The following is a 20,279-nucleotide window of genomic DNA, read 5'->3' on the forward strand; positions in this document are numbered from 1 at the left end:
TTCTCCGTTATTTATATTAGTTCTTGAAACTGTGGATAGGCGCAGGGATTCTGCCTCCACGGTTAATAAATTTTTCACATGAAAACCGGTTGACCGGCATGATCGGCGCATAGCCAAGCAGTCCACCAAATTCAGCCTGATCACCAACACCCTTACCGATAACAGGGATCAGACGTACAGCCGTTGTCTTCTGATTGATCATACCGAGTGCCATCTCATCTGCAATGATACCGGAAATGGTAGCTGCTGATGTATCACCGGGAATTGCGATCATATCAAGTCCAACTGAACATACACAGGTCATTGCCTCTAATTTCTCAAGGGAAAGTGCTCCTGCTGATACAGCATCTATCATACGCTGATCTTCGCTGACAGGGATAAATGCACCGCTTAAACCACCAACATAAGAAGAAGCCATAACACCGCCCTTCTTTACCTGATCATTTAATAAGGCAAGTGCTGCTGTAGTTCCCGGAGCACCGGCATATTCCAGACCGATCTCCTCAAGGATCTCACCGACACTGTCTCCGATTGCAGGTGTAGGTGCAAGTGACAGATCTACGATACCAAACGGAACACCGAGACGCTCGGATGCTTCCTTTGCAACAAGCTGTCCAACTCTTGTAACTTTAAATGCTGTCTTCTTGATCGTTTCACAAAGAACCTCAAAGTTCTCACCACGAACTTCTTCCAATGCACTCTTAACAACACCGGGACCGCTGACGCCGACATTGATAACGCAATCGCCCTCAGTAACACCGTGGAATGCACCAGCCATAAACGGGTTATCATCCGGTGCATTACAGAATACTACGAACTTACAGCATCCAAGGGAATCTTCCTCTTTTGTAAGCTCTGCTGTCTCTTTTACCATTTCACCGATCAGTTTTACAGCATCCATATCGATACCGGTCTTTGTAGAACCAACATTTACAGAACTGCATACCTTACCGGTACATGCAAGTGCTTCCGGAATGGAACGGATAAGAAGCTCATCGGATGGAGTCATGCCCTTACATACAAGAGCGGAATAACCACCGATAAAGTTTACGCCTACGGCATCTGCAGCCTTATCCAAGGTCTTTGCGATCGTTACATAATCATCTGTTGACTTACAAACAGAGCTTCCGATCAATGCGATCGGTGTGATCGAGATTCTTTTATTTACGATCGGAATACCATATTTTCTTCCGATATCATTTCCGATAAATACAAGATCCTTTGCCTTTGTTGTGATCTTGGTGTAGATCTTCTCACAGGTTTCTCCTACATCCGCACCAACGCAGTCTAACAGGCTGATACCCATTGTGATCGTTCTGACATCCAGATTCATCTTGCTGATCATGGCATTGGTTTCAATTACTTCATTTATACTAATCATAGTGTGACCTCTTTTCGCCTATTTCTATTCTAAATCTTAGATTCTGTGCATGGTTTCAAAGATCTTCTCATGCTGTACCTTAATCTGTACACCGATCTCATCACCGATCTCTTTCAGCTCATTTGCGATAATTTCTGTTGACTTTGAAGATTCCTGTATATCAACGACCATCATCATATTGAAGTACCCGCCTACAATTGTCTGTGCAATATCAAGGATATTGACACTGTTCTCTGCAAGGTATACACAGACCTTTGCTGTGATTCCGATGCTGTCTTTACCAACTACTGTAATAATTCTTTTTTTCATGATGTATGTATCCTCCTATATATCACCATTTATTTGGTTTTATAATTAATTCTTTTGATATGCAAAAGAATCTTCTTCAAATAGTATTTTTGACTGAAAAACAATTCATTATTATTAATTTCCGACTGTGAGCAAAGCACCGGGCCGGTCGCGCCTCGCTACCTCTAGACCGAATTCCCTGACATCCGATGCATATTCATTATCTGAAAGCTCAAGCTTTACCGTTTCATATGCCAGCTCTTCAAAATTATTTTCCTTACTCAGGTGACCAAGCAGGATTGCTTTGATATGGCTGTTTAACAACGCCTTTATCAACTGCCCGGAACGCTCGTTAGACAGATGTCCGCGGTTTCCCAGAATACGTTGCTTCAGATAATACGGATACGGTCCCGCCTGAAGCATCCGTATATCATGATTTGCTTCGATCACCATGATATCGGAATTCTTTAATTTATTTACAACATATTCATCATAATTCCCCATATCTGTTGCAATGGAAAATTTACTTTTTCCGTCACTGATACTGTAACATACCGGATCAGCAGCATCGTGCCAGATCGCTGATGCATCGATCGACAGATCGTTGATAAAGAATGGTTCATCCGGTTCGATCTCATGGAACAAGCTGTCATCAATCGTTCCAACGGATGACATTTTCTTAATCTCTGAGATCGTTCCCCCAGTTGTATAGATCGGTATGCCATGCTTCCTCGCCATAACGCCCAGTCCTTTCACATGATCGATATGCTCATGTGTCACAAGGATTCCATTCAGATCCGAAGGCTTTCGGTCGATCTCATTTAACGCTGATTCAATTTTCTTACCACTCACACCTGCATCTACAAGCAGATGTGTCTCTTCGCTGCCTACATAATAGCAGTTCCCGCTGCTACCGCTGGCGATACTCAGTAAATCCATATTCTACGCCTCAACTCTACATCTCCAAAATGTATGAAAAAGCTTTCAGGATATCAGCTTATTCTATCTTCCATACATATTCCGGTCTAATATGTCCGAAACGGCAGATGCTCGATATATATTGTATTAAAATCCGAACGATTACTCAGATCCACATAACGTATCTTCTCTTTAAACCTGTTTATTGTATCAATAAAACCCGGTTCAATCAAGGACAAATATGCACCCTCAAGTGAAGTATTACCAAGAACCTTCATTTTTCCCTGAAAGCTCTGCGGAAATAGTCCCAGTGTAACTGCATTTGTCAGATTCAGATGAAATCCAAAACCTCCCGCAATACAGACTTCAGCGATATCGGAAAATTCAATACCGATCTCTCTTACAAGCATCAGAATTCCTGAAAGGATCGCTGATTTTCCAAGCTGAAATGCCCGGATCGTCTCCATGTCGATCTTCATATTGTTACCCATCGAGATACCGGATTCAAAATATGGTTCCGCAAGCACTCCATCTGCATCCATCTGTCCCCGTTTTAACAGTAATGCCAGCATGTCAAATATATTCGATCCGAATATATTTGCTGTTCGAAAACATCCTTCAAACGCCGAACCACAGGCAGCAGAGGTCGCCACTCCGTATTCCTTATTACAGAGAATGATCTCCCCGTTTGTTCCAAGATCGATCAGCATACGATATGAGAAATCCCGATCAATCTCTGCGGCAACTGCGCCTGCTGCAATATCTGCGCCGGAAAATGCCGCAATATTCGGCAGACAGATAACATCCGAAGCCGCATTCTCAAAAGATGGAGAAGCGATAAAGTCATTCTGTTCTATCACCCGGATATCCGAATTCTTAAGTGTAAACGGGTATCCAAACAGATTCTCTGTCGTAAGCCCTTCTGCGATCGAAAGCATCGTTGCATTTCCTGCCAGAACATATCTGCGGATATGATCTACAGCTTTCGGCGTATTTATAAGCATATGGTCAACACCCTTTTGAATATCCGAAAACAAAAGTGACCGCAGATGCTCCAGACCTTCCTTTGTATCTGCCGCCTGAATCCTCGCTACGACATCAGCACCTGTCGCAATTTGTGAGTTAAGCGTACTGAATGAGCATTTAACCGCTTTCTCGTTCAGATCCACAAGCTCCATACCGATCGTAGTCGTACCGATGTCAATGGCAATGCCATATGCGGAAGTAACAGACTTCTTTCTCTGTTCGGTTGGCAGATTCATCTTATGCCCTGTGATACCGGTAAGCTGTTCTTCCTCCAGCCGTATCGAGATATCCCTATCTACAATGTACTGGCAGCTTTTTACAAAACTGCCAGTATCCTGATTCCATACCAGACACCGGTTACAGCGTCCTTTCATGCCGCAGTTTCCTGCAAAGACATGTCCTGCCGCAGTCAATACCTGATACAAATTATCTCCTTTATTACATTTGATCTGTTCTGTTCCGTTTACAGTTACATTTATCATTAATTATAAATTCCTGTTGTCATTTTTTCCTTTGGTCTGTAACCATGTTCTGCAAGCGTATTAATGATCAGCTGCTTATGTTCCGGACCAAATGCTTCCAGTGTGATCACAAGTTCAACTGCCGAATTACGGTTGATCGATACGAACTGGTTATGCTCCAGTTTGATGATATTTCCCTGTAAATCTGCAATGATCTTGGAAATATTCATCAACGCGCCCGGCTTATCCGGAAGCAAGGTTGAAACTGTGAAGATACGGCTTCTGGCAATCAATCCGTGCTGTACTAAGGATGCAAATGTGATCATATCCATATTACCGCCACTTAAGATGCTGACAACCTTCTGTCCTTTCACATTCAGATGCTTTAAGGCCGCAACGGTAAGCAGGCCGGAGTTCTCAACCAACATCTTATGATTTTCAAGCATATCAAGGAAGCAGACGATCAGCTCATTATCCTCTACGGTGATGATGCCATCCAGATTCTTCTGAATGTATGGGAAGATCTTTGATCCCGGAGTCTTAACTGCCGTACCATCTGCGATCGTGTCTACCATTGGAAGTGTCGTTACTTTCTTATTTTTCAAAGAAACCTGCATACAATTTGCACCTGCGGGTTCTACACCGATCACTTTGATATTCGGATTCATCATCTTGGCAAGTGTAGATACACCGGTAGCCAGTCCGCCACCACCGATCGGAACAAGAATATAATCTACAAACGGAAGCTCCTTGATGATCTCCATTGCAACAGAGCCCTGTCCGGTCGCAACATCCAGATCATCGAATGGATGAATAAAGGTATAACCCTTATCTTCTGCAAGCTCTAATGCATATGCGCAGGATTCATCGTATACATCTCCATATAAGATAACCTCTGCTCCATATGATTTGGTTCGGTTTACTTTGATTAGAGGAGTTGACGATGGCATAACGATTGTTGCTTTTACCCCATATGCTTTTGCTGCATATGCAACACCCTGTGCATGATTTCCGGCTGATGCAGTGATCAGACCCTTCTGCCTTTCTTCGTCTGTCAGCGTACTGATCTTGTAATATGCTCCACGGATTTTATATGCTCCGGTAAGCTGCATATTTTCCGGTTTAAAAAATACTTTATTTCCTGTCAGGTTGCTGTAATATTCGCTCTCTACCAGCTTTGTTGGTAAAACAACTTTTTTAATTATATTATATGCCTCTTCAAATTTCTCTAATGTAAGTTCTTCTGCCATTGTCAGTCTCCTTTTTCTGTATTTCATATTCAGACAGTTATCATCCACCATTGTCATATCTTTTTTATTTCCAAACAGCTACTATAATAAACTGCACTATTTTCATAATTATAGATCAGCTCCATCCATAAGAATGTCAAGCTCGCTTCGGTCTTCGTCAAAGCCTGAGAACAGTGCTTCCACATATGCGGACGGATCAAAACGCTGTAAGTCGTCAATCTTCTCACCGATTCCGATAAATTTAACCGGAACATTCAATTCTGCCTGAATTGCAATCGCGATACCACCCTTGGCTGTACCGTCTAACTTTGTGATCACGATACCATCAATCTCCGTTACATTGCTGAACTGTCTTGCCTGCTCTAATGCATTCTGTCCGGTCGTTCCATCTAACACGATCAGGGATTCTACATTTGCATCCGGATAATCTCTGGAAATGATGCGGCGCATCTTAGCCAGCTCATCCATCAGGTTCTTTTTATTATGAAGTCTTCCGGCTGTATCGATCAATAAGATATCGGTATTTCTTGCCTTTGCAGCAGATACCGCATCGTATACAACTGCCGCAGGATCTGCACCCTCATTATGAGAGATCATCTCTACACCTGCACGATCCGCCCAGGTCTTTAACTGATCGATTGCGGCTGCACGGAATGTATCAGCGGCTGCGATCAGAACCTTTTTACCGCTCTTCTTATACTGGGCCGCCAGCTTACCGATCGTAGTTGTCTTACCGACACCATTTACACCGATCACAAGTATAACTGATTTTTTCTTTTCAAAATCATATGCACTTTCATCCACCATCATCTGATCTCTTATGATATTGATGATCAGTTCCTTGCATGCCGCAGGTTCTTTGATCCTGGCCTCCTTGACACGTTCTTTCAGGTTCTCGATCACCTTTTCCGTTGTCTCATATCCCATATCAGCCATGATGAATGTCTCTTCCAGTTCTTCATAAAAATCATCATCAATATGGGATGCTCCGAACACGGAAGAAAAACTGTCTACGATACTATTTCTTGTCTTACTGAGTCCTTCTTTTAATCGTTTGAAAAATCCCTTCTTTTCCTCAGCCATAGCTTGTACCTCCTTATTTGTCCAGATCGTTCTCGATCAGATTTACGGATACCAGAGTGGATACACCCTTTTCCTGCATCGTAATACCATACAGGATATCGGCTGCTTCCATGGTTCCCTTTCTATGTGAAATGACAATAAACTGTGTGTCCTTTGTCAGTCGGTTCAGATACTGTGCAAATCGTCTTACATTTGAATCATCCAGTGCTGCTTCGATCTCGTCCAGCAGACAGAATGGTGATGGTTTCAGACTCTGGATCGCAAATAACAGTGCAATCGCAGTCAGTGACTTTTCACCACCGGAAAGCTGCATCATGTTCTGTAATTTTTTTCCCGGCGGCTGTGCAATGATACGGATACCGGTCTCTAACAGATTGGTATCGTCGACCAGTTCCAGTGCGCCTCGTCCACCACCGAACAGCTCTTTAAAGACCTTGTCGAACATAACCTGGATCTCTTTGAACTTCGTATTGAACTGTTCCTGCATGGATACATTCAATTTCTCGATCACATCTAACAGATTCTTCTCTGCAAGAACGATATCATCATGCTGTCCCTTTAAGAACTCATATCGTTCTGATACTTCTTTATAGTCCTCGATCGCATTGACATTGACATCACCAAGTGATTTGATCTTTGCTTTTACTGCAGTAATCTCTTTCTTTAAAGATGAAAGATCGTTTAATTCCTCATCCCGGAACTCTGCCGCCATATTTAATGTCAATTCATATTCTGCCCACATATAATTCGACAGTTCATCCGACTTCTCTGTATTCTTCTCAATCGCTGAATCAAGCTTGAATACTGCCTTTTCCAGACCTGCGATCTTCTCGGATAATTCTTCCCGGATTGCAAAGAATTCTTTATGACTGGCTGTCATATCATCCCGTTCTTTATGATATGCTGCCAGTTGTTCTTCCTGATCAGATACTTCATCGGAATCTTCCTCGATCGTCTTGCGGATCGCCTCTGCCTGTTCTTCTAACTTCGTGATATCTGTGCCTGTCGCCTGTACCTGTGTTATATAGGATGCCAGTTCTTCCTGTAATTTCTCATCATCCTGCCGGATACGTCTTATATTCTCCTGAATAAAGTCATCCTTCTGTTTTACCGAGTTATATTCGATCAACAATTCAGATACCTTTGTATTTGCTGCTGCAAGCTTACTCTGTGCTTCGATAGACTTGCTTTCCAGTTCCTTGATCATTTCTTCACACTGAACCTTGGCAGCTTCATGCTTCTTATTATTATCAGCAATCTGATCTTTATTTGTATTGATCTCCGCTATCTGACTGTTCAACTCATTGATTTCTTTCTGGATCGATGCAAATGCTTTCTCGGATTCTGCAAGCTTGGATGCTACCTGCTCCATATTTAAAGACAATGTATTCTTCTCAAGATATGCCTGCTGAAGTCTTGTATTTAAGGTCTCAATCTGCGCACGAAGTGCATCTCTTGATGTCTTTAATTCTTCATCCAGTCCGGCTGCATCCTTTGCGATCAGATTTAACTCATCGATCTTTTCCCTGATCTCATCCAATTCTCTCTTTCGTCCAAGAAGATTACTGGAATTACGGAACGCACCACCTGTCATTGATCCGCCCGGATTGATCAGTTCACCTTCGATCGTAACCAGTCTCAGAGACTGATTATATTTTCTCGCAACTGCAAGTGCATGATCGATATTATCTACAACCACGATCCTGCCAAGCAGGTTCTTAACAAGACGGTCAAACTTCGCATCAGCCTTTACCAGAGAAGATGCGATACCGATCACACCCTGTTCTGACAGAACTTCATTTCGAACCTGACCACGGTCTGTGATCGTATTCAACGGAAGGAATGTTGCACGACCATATTTGTTCTGTTTTAAGAACTGAATGATCTTCTTTGCCGTGCTGTCATCCTCTGTAACAATATTCTGAATACTTCCGCCAAGTGCTGTCTCGACAGCAACCTCAAACTTCTTATCGACATCGATTATATCAGCAACAACTCCGATAATGCCCGGATTGTTCTTTTTCTGCTCCATAACACGACGGATGCTGTTGCCATAGCCATCATAGCGTTCTGTAATATTCCGGAGTGCTTCCATCTTGGATCTGGTCGCTGATAATTCTTCGTTTGTATTATGTATCCGCTCACGATTGACCTTATTTCTGCTCTGATTTTCTTCCAGATCCTTTTCTGCAGTTTCGAGTTCCTTGATAATGCCGGATACATTCTGATCCAATACAGATAGCTTTACCTGTAACTCATCATGTTCCTTCCGGTCGTTATTATCATCACTTTTAAATTGCAGATATCTCTGATTTAACTGGGTCTTACGGAAGTTGATGTTCTCAAGCATCGCATCATATCTTCCGACCTTCGCTTGAAGATTTCCACTCTCATGGATATATTCGATGATGTCGGATTTACATTCTTCGATCTTATCCTGACATTCATGGATATAGGCATCCAAGCGGCTGCTTTCTCCTTTTGCAGTATCCAGAGAACCGGAAATGGTTGAAACCTGATCTCCAAGGGCATCCTTTTGTCCTTGATAATTCTCCATCTCTTTCCGGTCAGTTTCCCGCTGACGGTTGATCCTGTCGATCTGTTCCTGTATATTCTTATCATTCTGTCGGGAGTTCAAGATCTGCTGGTTGATAACATTGATCTCACCTTCCAAACGTTCATTCTTTAACCGGAGCTCATGCACCTGATTCTTGGATGCATCGATTGCCTGATTGATCTCCTCTAATGCCTGCTCAATACGCTCATATTCTTCCTTTGTATGCTCCAGTTCTTCTTTATTCTGCGTGAGATCATTATTTAAGATTTCCCGATTCTCTGTATCTTTATCAAGAATCTCTTTTAAATGCTCCATTTCAAGGAAAAAGGCATTGATATCCAGTTTCTTCAGTTCGTCCTTAAACAGCAGATATTTTCTCGCTGTTTCTGACTGCTTCTGTAATGGACCGACCTGCTTTTCCAACTCATATAAAATATCATTGACACGACTTAGATTGTCACGCTCTGCTTCTAATGATTTCTCGGCTGCCGCTTTGTTCTTTTTAAATTTTACGATTCCTGCCGCTTCATCGAACAGTTCCCGTCGTTCCTCCGGTTTACCATTTAAGATCTTCTCAATCTGACCCTGTCCGATAATGGAATATCCCTCTTTACCGATACCGGTATCAAAGAACAGCGAATTTACATCCTTTAAACGACTGACTGTTCCATTAATAAGATATTCACTCTCTCCCGAACGATACACACGTCTGGCAACCGTTACTTCATTATAATCAATCGGCAGATGATGATCACTGTTATCTAACGTGATCGCTACATAAGCAGAACCCTGTGGCTTACGAAGCTGTGTACCGGAGAAGATTACATCCTCCATCTTAGAGCCTCGGAGACTCTTTGCGCTCTGTTCACCAAGTACCCAGCGGACAGCATCCGCCACGTTACTCTTTCCCGAACCATTCGGTCCAACGATACAGGTTATTCCATGATTGAATTTGAATACGATTTTATTTGCAAATGATTTGAAGCCGTTTACTTCAATACTTTTTAAATACATATATTAACCCTGCTTTTTCTTTATTTGTAACAGTGCATTATATGCTGCCGTCTGCTCCGAAGCCTTTCTGGATGCTCCTTCACCTGTCGCAACATGCTCCCCGTTAATGCACACCTCGGATACATAAGATTTATTATGATCCGGTCCCTTCTCCTCTAACAAGGCATAAGTAAGGGTTTTTTCTTCTTTCTGCGCAAGCTCCTGCAAGGTTGACTTGGCATCATAAAACAGTGAATGAGTCTCTACATCATCAAGTAGAAACCGGTGGACAAATTTCTTTGCTTCATCTAATCCGCCATCCAGATAGATTGCACCGAGAACCGCCTCAAACAGATCACACATGATCGAGTTCCGATTTCTCCCTCCGGTCAGATCTTCTCCCTTGCTGAGCAGGACATAATGTCCAAACTTTAGCTCCTTGGATATCTGGGATAAGGTAAATTCACATACCAGACTTGCTCGGAGCTTTGTTAATTTTCCTTCCGGATATTCCGGATAATTCTGATAAAGATATTCACTGACAACGAATTCCAGGATCGCATCTCCAAGGAATTCCGATCGTTCATAGGATTCTACCTTATTGATCTTGCGTTCATTTGCATATGACTTATGTGTTAATGCCGTTACAAGCAGATCCAGATCACGAAAGGTATACCCAATGATATCTTCTATATTATGAAATCGTTCTGTATTCATAATTACTTCGCCACTTCTTTTCCAATATTCTCGGCAATTTTTTCATTTACACCATTTTCCTTGAAATCGATACACTGGAAAATAGCGCTCTTAACCTCTTCGTTATGAGAATTACCATGGATCTTTACAACAAGGCCCTTTAAGCCAAGCAAAGGTGCGCCACCTTTGTTCTTTGCATTAAAACGCTCTTTTAAGCCATTTAATGAACTCTTGATCAGAAGGCCTCCGATCTTGGTCTTAAGTGATGACATGATCGTATTCTTAATCTCACCTAGGAGCATCTTTGCAAGACCTTCATATAATTTTAAGATAACATTTCCGACAAAGGCTTCACAGACAATGACATCCGCTGCACCATTTGGAATCTCTCTTGCCTCGATACTGCCGACAAAATTAATGTCCTTGCATTCTTTTAATAATGGATATGTCTCTTTTACTAGAGCATTTCCCTTTTCTTCTTCATCACCGATATTTACGATCGCAACTCTTGGATTCTTTACATGCTCAATATTCTCCATATAGATAGATCCCATCTTTGCAAACTGTAACAGATGCTCCGGTCTCGCGTCGACATTCGCTCCACAATCGATCAGAAGAGAATACCCCTTTGATGTAGGAAGTAATGGAGCAAGCGGTGAACGTTTTACACCTTTGGAACGTCCGACTACTAACTGACCTCCTGCAAGGATCGCACCTGAGCTTCCGGCTGAAATGATCGCATCAGCTTCTCCGTTTTTTACCATATTCAGACCAACCACCAGTGAAGAATCCTTCTTGCTTCTGACAGCCTGTACCGGGGCTTCATGACAGGTGATCTCCTCTGTTGCATTTACAACCTCGATCTTTGACTGATCGTAAGTATATTTTGCAAGTTCCTTTTTTATTACATCTTCTTTACCGGTCAGTATTACCTGTGCCTTTGCGCCTTCATTGATTGCTTCTACGGCACCTCTTATGATCCACTCCGGTGCGTAATCTCCACCCATGGCATCTACGACTACTCTTGTTACTTCGCTCATCTTATTCCTGTTTCCTTTCTACACCGGAACTTTTCCGGTGTTTCCATATTTCTTATTATACGAATCGGAGTCCAGACTCCTACGCAGACCAACCCCAGGGTTTGTCAGAATAGGACTCTGCTCTGACCGTATAAATACACAAAGCTATTATATATTTTGCCTTTCTTAAAGTCAACAGGGGATATCGGTGCAAAAAAATAAAGCCTTCCGATCGCTCGGAAAGCTCTATTTATAATTACTCACCTACTGAGATAATCTCTTTCTTGTTGTATGAACCACAATTCTTACATACTCTATGTGGAACCATTAATTCGCCACACTTGCTGCACTTTACTAATGCAGGAGCAGTCATCTTCCAGTTAGCTCTACGCTTATCTCTTCTGGCCTTTGAACTCTTATTCTTTGGACAAATTGACATTAATCACACCTCCTCAACCTTTCAAGATGTTTGCAAAAACTGATAATCTTGGATCCGGAACAAAATCATCACAATCACATGTTTCATGATTCAGATTTGCTCCACACACTTTGCACAGACCTTTGCAATCATCTTTGCATAATATCTGCATCGGGACTAAAGTCATTAGTTCCTTCTGTAAAAGCATGTCCATATTAATAATGTGATCTTCCAGATAATCTAATTCCTCGATCTCATCAACTTTATCTGTTTCAAAGATAGCCATATCGATCATCTCGTCTATGTCCACTTCAAAATCTTCTGTAATTTCATCCAGACAACGGTCACATAACATCTTAAGTGTAACAACACAGCCACCCTTAAGACTTGCTTTTCTCTTTCCTTCATTTCTGGCGGTAAGATGAAAATCCTTTACATTATCGACTACATATACATTTCCGTTGAAAGAAAATTCCTTCAATTCAGATGTAACATCGTAGTCTTTTACCTGCCCTTCTGTCGATAAAATCTCTGATAAATCAATTAACATAATATCTCCTAAAAATCGCACATTGGTTATTATACATATTTGAACACTCTTTGTCAACGATAAAATCACATATTTTTTGCCATATTTTTCTTTTTCGTTACACTAAAGCAACAGTCTCTCTGGCAATCGCAAGCTCCTCATTTGTAGGAACTACGAATACCTTTACTTTTGAATCCGGTGTAGAGATCAGCTTTTCATCTCCCATAACCTTATTTGCTTCCTGATCGATCGTAATACCCATGTATTCCATATCTGTCATTGCAAGATTTCTGACATATGGATTGTTCTCACCGATACCGGCTGTAAATGCAATCGCATCTACGCCACCCATGGCTGCGGCATATGCACCGATATACTTCTTGACACCATATGCAAATACATCAAGCGCAAGGCGACATCTGTCATTTCCTTCTTCCATACCCTTGCCAAGATCTCTGAAATCACTAAATCCGCCGGACAGACCATAAACACCGGACTTTTTATTTAAGATCGTATTGATCTCTTCGATATTCTTTCCTGTCTTGTTTGCAAGGAATTCGATAATGGCAGGATCGATATCGCCGGATCTTGTTCCCATGATCACACCTGCAAGCGGTGTCAGACCCATGGTCGTATCTACTGATTTTCCACCCTTAACCGCTGTAATACTGGAACCATTGCCAAGATGACACACGATAATCTTTGTATCTTCGATATTTTTTCCAAGAAGCTCTGCTGTTCTCTTTGATACGAAACTGTGGCTTGTGCCGTGGAAACCATATCTTCTGATCTTATAGTCTGTATAATATTCATAAGGAATACCATAGATATATGCTTTATCCGGCATTGTCTGATGAAACGCTGTATCAAATACACCGACATTCGGAACACCCGGCATCAGCTTCCGGCATGCACGAATACCAATCAGGTTTGCCGGATTATGTAATGGCGCAAGATCGTTACATTCTTCAATCGCAGCAATTACTTCATCTGTAATCACAACAGACTTAGCAAATTTCTCACCACCATGTACGATTCTGTGACCTACCGCATCGATCTCGGACAGATCAGCGATCGCGCCTGTCTCTTTATCTGTTAATGCTTCTAATACATAGCTGACTGCTGCATTATGATCCGGCATAGGAAGATCCTTTGTATATTTCTCTTTTCCTGTCGTTGTATGGGTAAGTCTTCCATCTACAGCGATACGTTCACATAAGCCCTTTGCAAGAAGTTCTTCTGTATCAGAATCGATCAACTGATACTTCAATGATGAACTGCCACAGTTAATAACTAAAACCTTCATATTAAATATCCTCACTTTATATATTTTGTTCTGACTGGCACAAAGCCTGTCGAATATAACATAATTTATTTATACAGTTATCTGCTTTATTCTTTGACCTTTAATTTTCGATCTCTTTTCTTCAAGACTTAAACTTTATTTCTCAGACAACACTTTATATTCTACATTCATCTAATATGTGCTTCAAGTCTTTTTTCGTATTTTCAAGCGACCCGGAATTATCAATCTTATAGTCGCAGGCTTCCAGATAAAAAGCTTCCGACTCCTGTGAATCAATAACCGCCTGTGCTCGTTCTCTGGTAAAGCCACGATATTCGCAGAGTCTGGATATCCGGACATCCAAGTCTGCATAGACATAGCACATCTTATCACAGATACTCTTATATCCATCCTGAATCAGCAAAGCAGCTTCAATCACGAACAGCTTTTTTCCGACATTCTTCTGTTCCTCAATCCGGCGCAGGATTTCTTCTTTCACTAACGGATGTGAGATACTGTTCAGCAAAGCCAGTTTATCTTTATCGTGGAATACGATATCTCCAAGCTTCTTTCTGTCAATCGAGCGGCTAACTGTTGATTGATCGTTGTCTGTCGCTACATTTTCTTCGTCAGATACAGATGTATCTATGTCAGTATCTGCCAAAATCTCCGTACCAAATGCATCCACAATTCCCTGATAAACCGTTCTTCCTGGATTCATCAGCTCATGTGCCAGATGGTCTGCTTCTATTATATATGCATCATATTCTTCCTTTAATATTGTAAGAACTGCTGTCTTTCCGGAACCGATGCCTCCGGTCAGTCCAAGGATCAGCATGTCGTCTTTATTTTGCATCATACCAATTATCTCCTTCACTGATACCGATCTCAAGCGGTACTGCCATGTCGGCTGCACCCATCATTTCCTTTTCCATGATCTCTTTTACAATATCAACCTCATCCTTTGCGGTCTCTACCAGAAGTTCATCATGGATCTGTAAGATCAGGCGGGATTTCAGTCCTCGTTTTTTCAGTTCCATATTCACACGGAACATAGCAATCTTAATAATATCTGCCGCCGTTCCCTGAATCGGCGAATTCATTGCAACACGTTCACCAAAGCTTCTGGTCATGAAGTTTGAAGACCGAAGCTCCGGTACAGGACGGATACGACCGAACATCGTCCGTACAACACCATCTGCTTTTGCTTCTTCCACCTGACGGTCAAGGAATGACTTTATATTCTTATAGGTTGCAAAATATTTCTCAATATAATCAGCCGCTTCTTTTCTGGATATTCCAAGATCCTCCGACAAGCCAAATGCACTGATTCCATAAACAATACCGAAGTTAACTGCCTTTGCATTTCTTCTCTGCAAGGATGTTACCTGATCGATCGGAACATCGAACACCTCGGAAGCTGTCGTTGCATGGATATCTACATGATTCAAAAAGGCATTCTGCATGACCTGATCTTCGGACAGATGAGCAAGTACACGAAGTTCAATCTGAGAATAATCAGCATCCACAAATACATATCCATCCTCCGGAATAAATGCCTTTCGAATCAGTCTGCCAAGTTCCAACTTCATCGGAATATTCTGGAGGTTCGGATCAGTCGAACTGATACGACCGGTCGCTGTGATCGTCTGGTTAAAGGTTCCGTGAATTCTGCCATCTTCTGATATATATGCCGTCAAGCCCTGCGCATAAGTGGAATTCAGCTTTGTAAGCTGACGATATTCCAGTATCGCAGGTATGATCGGATGGTCATTCTTTATCTTTTCCAGTACATCAACGCTGGTGCTGTATCCGGTCTTGGTCTTCTTGCCACCGGAAAGTCCCATATCTTCAAATAAAATAACGCCTAACTGTTTCGGTGAATTGATATTAAACTCTTTTCCTGCATAACCGATGATCTCGGTATGCAGTTCGTCAATCCTGCTCTGCAGCTTTACGCTGTAATCATCCAAGGCTTTTCGGTCAACCCGGATTCCCCGATGCTCCATATCATAAAGCGTATATACCGTCGGCATCTCGATCTCATTATAGAGAGTGAACATCTCCTGTTTTTCCAGACGTTCCATTAGAAGATCACCTGCAAGATATGGGATCAACGCCTTATATGCAAATAATTTCCGGAAGGTCTCATTTGTAAAAGAGAACAGATTCAGTTCATCTTTTCCAACCAATTCTTTTTCGGATGGCAGTGTTGCGCCAAGATAATCTCTTGCGATCGCATCATAGGAATATACATCCTCCATCGGATTTAAGAGATATGCCGCTACACCGATATCATGCACCTTTGTATCACTCTCATCAAACGGAAAGACTGACAATGCTTCCTTTAAATCCAGAATATCAATCTGCATACCATCCCTGGTGACTGACACTATATTCTCTGTCAGTCTGTCATGCTCCATTCCATTCAGATTCGACAAAATAAAGACATCTTTATCGGATATGGCGGCAGCCAGCCCGAATAAGGTTCCATCCTTTCGGATCGGATATAAACCGATCTTATGTGTATTTTTCATCTTATCAGCAAAGAATCCGTCTATCTGCTCTGTTGTTTCAAGCAAGGTGATAACCGGATCGATCTCCGCCGCCTCAGTCACTGTGTCAAACTTTTTTAACAGACTGTTAAAGCCTAATCTTTTAAAAATCTTATATGAATCTTCATTAAATAATGATTCGATCGTCATTTCATCCAGAGAGACATCCAGCTTGCAGTCCAGTTTGATCGTTGCAAGATCCTTTGACATAACTGCAAGATCCATATTCTCTGTCAGATTCTTCTGAACACGCGGAGGCTTTACCGTATCCAGATGATCCAGAATATTCTCCATGCTTCCGTATTCGATCATCAGCTTTGCCGCTGTCTTTTCTCCGATTCCCGGAACTCCCGGAATATTATCTGAAGTATCTCCCATAAGTCCCTTCATATCTATAAACTGAACCGGTGTAACGCCATATGCCTCAACAACATCCTTTGCATAATAATTTTCTATCGTTGTTCCGGTTGCTTTTGTCTTTGGGATACGCACAAGTATTGTATCCGTTGCAAGCTGTAGAAGATCTCTGTCACCCGATACAATAACAGTTGCATAACCATCCCGTTCTGCCATTCTTGATATCGTACCGATAATATCATCTGCCTCATATCCGCCTTTTTCCACGATCGTGACATGCATGGCTGTAAGCACTTCTTTCATAAGCGGAACCTGTTCCCGAAGCTCCTCCGGCATTGGTTTTCTGGTTCCTTTATAAGCACTGTATTTCAGATGGCGGAATGTCGGTTCATGCACATCAAATGCTACGCACATATGATCCGGCTTTTCTTCGTCCATGATCTTAAATATAATGTTAAGAAAACCAAGAACTGCATTTGTATGCAGTCCTTCATAGTTTGTAAGATCCGGCAGACCATAGAATGCACGGTTTAATATACTGTGTCCATCAATTAATAATATTTTATTCATTTTCTATATCGTCCTTCTCTGCCGTTTCCTCGGCGACTTCCAGATAATTTTTATGTGTCTGGTTATATTTCTTTATTTTATCCATAAACTGTACATTCTTATCACTGTTTCCCGGAAGATCCTCATCTTTATATAAAATATTTTCTAGATATTCAATCATATACTTATTACCGAATAACAGCTTTTCGCCGAATGTATCGCTGTAATAATATTCTGTCTGTGATTTCTGCTTGGAATTCTGTTCATAATGATAAACCTTTTCAAGTACGCCACTGTATACCCACAAAAGCCCTGTGATAATAGCCGCAAGAACGAGAACAATCGTAGATGTTGCAATTCGTTTTACAGCTGTCATACGTGTCATTTCTTCATTCAGCTTATCATCCAGTTCCTTTTTAAAGTTAGTTGAAAGATTCTCTTCATTATCCAACTCTTTCATCCCAACGATCAGGGTGTAATAGATTTCCAGTTCCTCTGAACAATTATCACAGTTTTTGACATGCTTAATAAACTCCTTTAACTCGTCATCCGGGAGCTTATTCTCTATAAATGCCATGATCTTCGATTGTGCTTCCAAACATGTCATCTGACTGTCACCTTCTTCATCCTGTCCGTATTTTTTATCGTCTATCGAATATGATCCCGGGATTCATCGGTTGTCTTAACAATCTCCCGTATCACAATATGAAACGGGTCCCCCTTTCCCGGAACCACCTCTACACGGTCACCGACTTTATGTCCAAGTAATGCTTTCCCCATTGGAGATATATTACTGATAATGCCGTTTAATACATCTTCACGTACTGTCGTCACAATACGATAAGTATCTTCTTCTTCATCCTCTTCAAAATAAACACGAACGGTATTATTCAAGCCAACTTCATCATCTGCTGATTCATCCTTTATGATCTCAGCAGTTCTTACCATACGATCCAGATAACGGATTCTCTTTTCATTCGCATTCTTATCCTTCTTCGCAGCATAATATTCAAAATTCTCACTCAGATCTCCCTGTGCTCTTGCTTCCTTCACAGCTTCCAACTTTTCTTTACGAACTACGACTTTTCTATATTCGATTTCTTCTTCCATCTTCTTGATGTCAGATTCTGTTAACTGATTAAACATTAAACCAACCACCCTGTTCACATTTTTGCTAACAGTATAGCACAAAACATTTTTGGATACAACAAAAGCAGATCTTACGTCCGAAAACATAAAATCTGCTTCTGTTATTATATGAAATAAAATATATTTACTTCAGATTAGTTGTTGATGAGCTTGTCTTCACCATTCCAGCTGTACAGCTTTCTGATGCTTTCGCCAACGATCTCTGATGGATGCTCAGCAGCTTTCTTTCTCATAGCCTTGAAGTGAACCTGACGTCCTGCAGGTGACATATCAAGTAAGAATTCCTTAGCAAATGTACCATCCTGAATATCAGAAAGGACTTTCTTCATAGCCTTCTTTGTATCTTCTGTAATGATCTTAGGGCCTGTTACATAATCACCATACTCAGCAGTATTTGAGATAGAATATCTCATTCCCTTGAAGCCTGACTGGTAGATCAGATCTACGATCAGCTTCATCTCATGGATACATTCAAAGTATGCATTTCTTGGATCGTAACCAGCTTCGCAAAGTGTCTCGAAACCAGCCTGCATAAGTGCACATACACCACCGCAAAGAACTGCCTGCTCACCAAAGAGGTCTGTCTCAGTCTCTGTTCTGAATGTTGTCTCAAGAACGCCGGCACGAGCTCCGCCGATACCAAGTGCATAAGCTAATGCTCTGTCAAGAGCCTTTCCTGTGTAATCCTGCTCTACAGCTACAAGACAAGGTGTACCCTTTCCTGCCTGATACTCAGAACGTACTGTGTGACCAGGTGCCTTAGGAGCGATCATAGTTACATCAACATTCTTAGGTGGAACGATTGTTCCGAAGTGGATATTGAAACCATGCGCAAACATTAACATATTGCCTTCTTCAAGGTTTGGCTCGATATCGTTCTTGTACATATCAGCCTGTAACTCATCATTAATAAGAATCATGATAATGTCTGCTTTCTTAGCAGCTTCTGCAGCTGTATATACTTCAAATCCCTGTGCTTCAGCCTTTGCCCAAGACTTACTTCCTTCATAAAGACCGATAATTACGTTACAGCCTGATTCCTTTAAGTTAAGGGCATGTGCATGTCCCTGTGAACCATAACCGATAATAGCGATTGTCTGTCCGTCCAGTAATGATAAATTACAGTCTTCCTGATAATAAATTTTTGCTTCTGCCATTATTTTGTCCTCCTGATATAAATGACTTCTTTATAATAATTAACTGCATAACTGCAATCAATCTATCAATAGTTAAACAAGGTGCGCATGATTAATCCTGACGCTGACCTCTCACCAGTCCTGTCAGGCCGGTACGAACCAGTTCAATGATCTCAAATCCATCTAACAGTCCGAGAAATGCTTCACACTTCGAGGTTGCGCCTGTTAGCTCAATGATCATGGAACCTTTTGAAACATCAACGATGTTTGCTCGGAATATATTTGCAATGGACATGATATCCTGACGGGTATCCTTATCACTTCTCACCTTTACGAGTACAAGCTCTCTGCATACTGATTTGCCCGGCTCCAGTTCAACGATCTCTACGACGTCCTCGAGCTTATTCAACTGTTTCTTGATCTGGCTCAGACTTGCATTATCTCCGCTTACTGCTACAGTCATTCTGGAATATGCAGGATTCTCCGTAACACCTACCGTAACGCTGTCGATATTATAACCTCTGCGGCTGAATAAACCTGAAACTCTGCTCAGTACACCTGATGTATTATCTACAAGAAGTGACAAAACTATATTATCCATCAATAAGTACCACCTTTCAAACCTATGA

Annotated in this window: 18 protein-coding genes; all 18 read right to left on the reverse strand. The window is 41.6% G+C overall.

Features of this window, described 5'->3' with window-relative positions; translation table 11 throughout:
* Positions 1 to 16 precede the first annotated feature (16 nt).
* On the reverse strand, positions 17 to 1,381 hold the full coding sequence (locus tag LK416_05145; GenBank protein UEA75569.1) for a PFL family protein: 1,365 nt from the start codon (positions 1,379 to 1,381) through the stop codon (positions 17 to 19).
* 36 nt (positions 1,382 to 1,417) lie between these two features.
* Positions 1,418 to 1,690: an ACT domain-containing protein gene (locus tag LK416_05150; GenBank protein UEA75570.1), complete on the reverse strand. Its 273-nt coding sequence runs from the start codon at positions 1,688 to 1,690 to the stop codon at positions 1,418 to 1,420.
* Positions 1,691 to 1,804: 114 nt separating this feature from the next.
* Positions 1,805 to 2,608: an MBL fold metallo-hydrolase gene (locus LK416_05155; protein ID UEA75571.1), complete on the reverse strand. Its 804-nt coding sequence runs from the start codon at positions 2,606 to 2,608 to the stop codon at positions 1,805 to 1,807.
* Positions 2,609 to 2,694: 86 nt separating this feature from the next.
* Positions 2,695 to 4,095, reverse strand: coding sequence for an ASKHA domain-containing protein (locus LK416_05160; GenBank protein ID UEA75572.1), 1,401 nt, complete (start codon positions 4,093 to 4,095; stop codon positions 2,695 to 2,697).
* Positions 4,095 to 5,324, reverse strand: a complete 1,230-nt coding sequence (ilvA, locus tag LK416_05165) for a threonine ammonia-lyase (GenBank protein ID UEA75573.1) — start codon at positions 5,322 to 5,324, stop codon at positions 4,095 to 4,097. The genes LK416_05160 and ilvA overlap by 1 nt, the downstream gene beginning before the upstream one ends.
* Positions 5,325 to 5,432: 108 nt before the next feature.
* Positions 5,433 to 6,407: a signal recognition particle-docking protein FtsY gene (gene ftsY / locus LK416_05170; GenBank protein UEA75574.1), complete on the reverse strand. Its 975-nt coding sequence runs from the start codon at positions 6,405 to 6,407 to the stop codon at positions 5,433 to 5,435.
* 13 nt (positions 6,408 to 6,420) lie between these two features.
* Entirely contained in the window at positions 6,421 to 9,978 is a 3,558-nt protein-coding gene (gene smc, locus LK416_05175) for a chromosome segregation protein SMC (GenBank protein UEA75575.1), read from the reverse strand.
* Between the two features lie 3 nt (positions 9,979 to 9,981).
* On the reverse strand, positions 9,982 to 10,674 hold the full coding sequence (gene rnc / locus LK416_05180) for a ribonuclease III (GenBank protein ID UEA75576.1): 693 nt from the start codon (positions 10,672 to 10,674) through the stop codon (positions 9,982 to 9,984).
* Between the two features lie 2 nt (positions 10,675 to 10,676).
* Positions 10,677 to 11,693, reverse strand: coding sequence for a phosphate acyltransferase PlsX (gene plsX / locus LK416_05185; protein UEA75577.1), 1,017 nt, complete (start codon positions 11,691 to 11,693; stop codon positions 10,677 to 10,679).
* A gap of 235 nt (positions 11,694 to 11,928) precedes the next feature.
* A complete protein-coding gene (rpmF, locus tag LK416_05190; protein UEA75578.1) occupies positions 11,929 to 12,111 on the reverse strand; it encodes a 50S ribosomal protein L32 in 183 nt (60 codons plus the stop codon).
* A gap of 13 nt (positions 12,112 to 12,124) precedes the next feature.
* Positions 12,125 to 12,640, reverse strand: a complete 516-nt coding sequence (locus LK416_05195; protein UEA75579.1) for a DUF177 domain-containing protein — start codon at positions 12,638 to 12,640, stop codon at positions 12,125 to 12,127.
* Positions 12,641 to 12,737: 97 nt separating this feature from the next.
* A complete protein-coding gene (locus LK416_05200; protein ID UEA75580.1) occupies positions 12,738 to 13,925 on the reverse strand; it encodes an acetate kinase in 1,188 nt (395 codons plus the stop codon).
* Between the two features lie 154 nt (positions 13,926 to 14,079).
* Positions 14,080 to 14,763: a dephospho-CoA kinase gene (gene coaE / locus LK416_05205; protein UEA75581.1), complete on the reverse strand. Its 684-nt coding sequence runs from the start codon at positions 14,761 to 14,763 to the stop codon at positions 14,080 to 14,082.
* Positions 14,750 to 17,386 carry a DNA polymerase I gene (gene polA, locus LK416_05210; protein ID UEA75582.1) on the reverse strand — a complete coding sequence of 879 codons (2,637 nt, stop codon included), beginning with the start codon at positions 17,384 to 17,386 and terminating at the stop codon, positions 14,750 to 14,752. Before polA ends, coaE begins: the two co-directional genes overlap by 14 nt.
* Entirely contained in the window at positions 17,379 to 17,972 is a 594-nt protein-coding gene (locus LK416_05215; protein ID UEA75583.1) for a zf-HC2 domain-containing protein, read from the reverse strand. Before LK416_05215 ends, polA begins: the two co-directional genes overlap by 8 nt.
* 41 nt (positions 17,973 to 18,013) lie before the next feature.
* Positions 18,014 to 18,511 carry a transcription elongation factor GreA gene (greA, locus tag LK416_05220; GenBank protein UEA75584.1) on the reverse strand — a complete coding sequence of 166 codons (498 nt, stop codon included), beginning with the start codon at positions 18,509 to 18,511 and terminating at the stop codon, positions 18,014 to 18,016.
* 137 nt (positions 18,512 to 18,648) lie between these two features.
* Entirely contained in the window at positions 18,649 to 19,671 is a 1,023-nt protein-coding gene (gene ilvC / locus LK416_05225) for a ketol-acid reductoisomerase (GenBank protein UEA75585.1), read from the reverse strand.
* Positions 19,672 to 19,762: 91 nt separating this feature from the next.
* On the reverse strand, positions 19,763 to 20,251 hold the full coding sequence (gene ilvN / locus LK416_05230; GenBank protein UEA75586.1) for an acetolactate synthase small subunit: 489 nt from the start codon (positions 20,249 to 20,251) through the stop codon (positions 19,763 to 19,765).
* Positions 20,252 to 20,279: the final 28 nt, after the last annotated feature.

This window comes from Lachnospiraceae bacterium GAM79 (assembly GCA_020735665.1).
GTDB lineage: Bacteria > Bacillota > Clostridia > Lachnospirales > Lachnospiraceae > Coprococcus.

Coding starts and splice junctions, on each gene's coding strand:
- LK416_05145 (UEA75569.1), bottom strand. CDS start 1,381: ATGATTAGTATAAATGAAGTAATTGAAACCAATGCCATGATCAGCAAG.
- LK416_05150 (UEA75570.1), bottom strand. CDS start 1,690: ATGAAAAAAAGAATTATTACAGTAGTTGGTAAAGACAGCATCGGAATC.
- LK416_05155 (UEA75571.1), bottom strand. CDS start 2,608: ATGGATTTACTGAGTATCGCCAGCGGTAGCAGCGGGAACTGCTATTAT.
- LK416_05160 (UEA75572.1), bottom strand. CDS start 4,095: ATGATAAATGTAACTGTAAACGGAACAGAACAGATCAAATGTAATAAA.
- ilvA (UEA75573.1), bottom strand. CDS start 5,324: ATGGCAGAAGAACTTACATTAGAGAAATTTGAAGAGGCATATAATATA.
- ftsY (UEA75574.1), bottom strand. CDS start 6,407: ATGGCTGAGGAAAAGAAGGGATTTTTCAAACGATTAAAAGAAGGACTC.
- smc (UEA75575.1), bottom strand. CDS start 9,978: ATGTATTTAAAAAGTATTGAAGTAAACGGCTTCAAATCATTTGCAAAT.
- rnc (UEA75576.1), bottom strand. CDS start 10,674: ATGAATACAGAACGATTTCATAATATAGAAGATATCATTGGGTATACC.
- plsX (UEA75577.1), bottom strand. CDS start 11,693: ATGAGCGAAGTAACAAGAGTAGTCGTAGATGCCATGGGTGGAGATTAC.
- rpmF (UEA75578.1), bottom strand. CDS start 12,111: ATGTCAATTTGTCCAAAGAATAAGAGTTCAAAGGCCAGAAGAGATAAG.
- LK416_05195 (UEA75579.1), bottom strand. CDS start 12,640: ATGTTAATTGATTTATCAGAGATTTTATCGACAGAAGGGCAGGTAAAA.
- LK416_05200 (UEA75580.1), bottom strand. CDS start 13,925: ATGAAGGTTTTAGTTATTAACTGTGGCAGTTCATCATTGAAGTATCAG.
- coaE (UEA75581.1), bottom strand. CDS start 14,763: ATGATGCAAAATAAAGACGACATGCTGATCCTTGGACTGACCGGAGGC.
- polA (UEA75582.1), bottom strand. CDS start 17,386: ATGAATAAAATATTATTAATTGATGGACACAGTATATTAAACCGTGCA.
- LK416_05215 (UEA75583.1), bottom strand. CDS start 17,972: ATGACATGTTTGGAAGCACAATCGAAGATCATGGCATTTATAGAGAAT.
- greA (UEA75584.1), bottom strand. CDS start 18,511: ATGTTTAATCAGTTAACAGAATCTGACATCAAGAAGATGGAAGAAGAA.
- ilvC (UEA75585.1), bottom strand. CDS start 19,671: ATGGCAGAAGCAAAAATTTATTATCAGGAAGACTGTAATTTATCATTA.
- ilvN (UEA75586.1), bottom strand. CDS start 20,251: ATGGATAATATAGTTTTGTCACTTCTTGTAGATAATACATCAGGTGTA.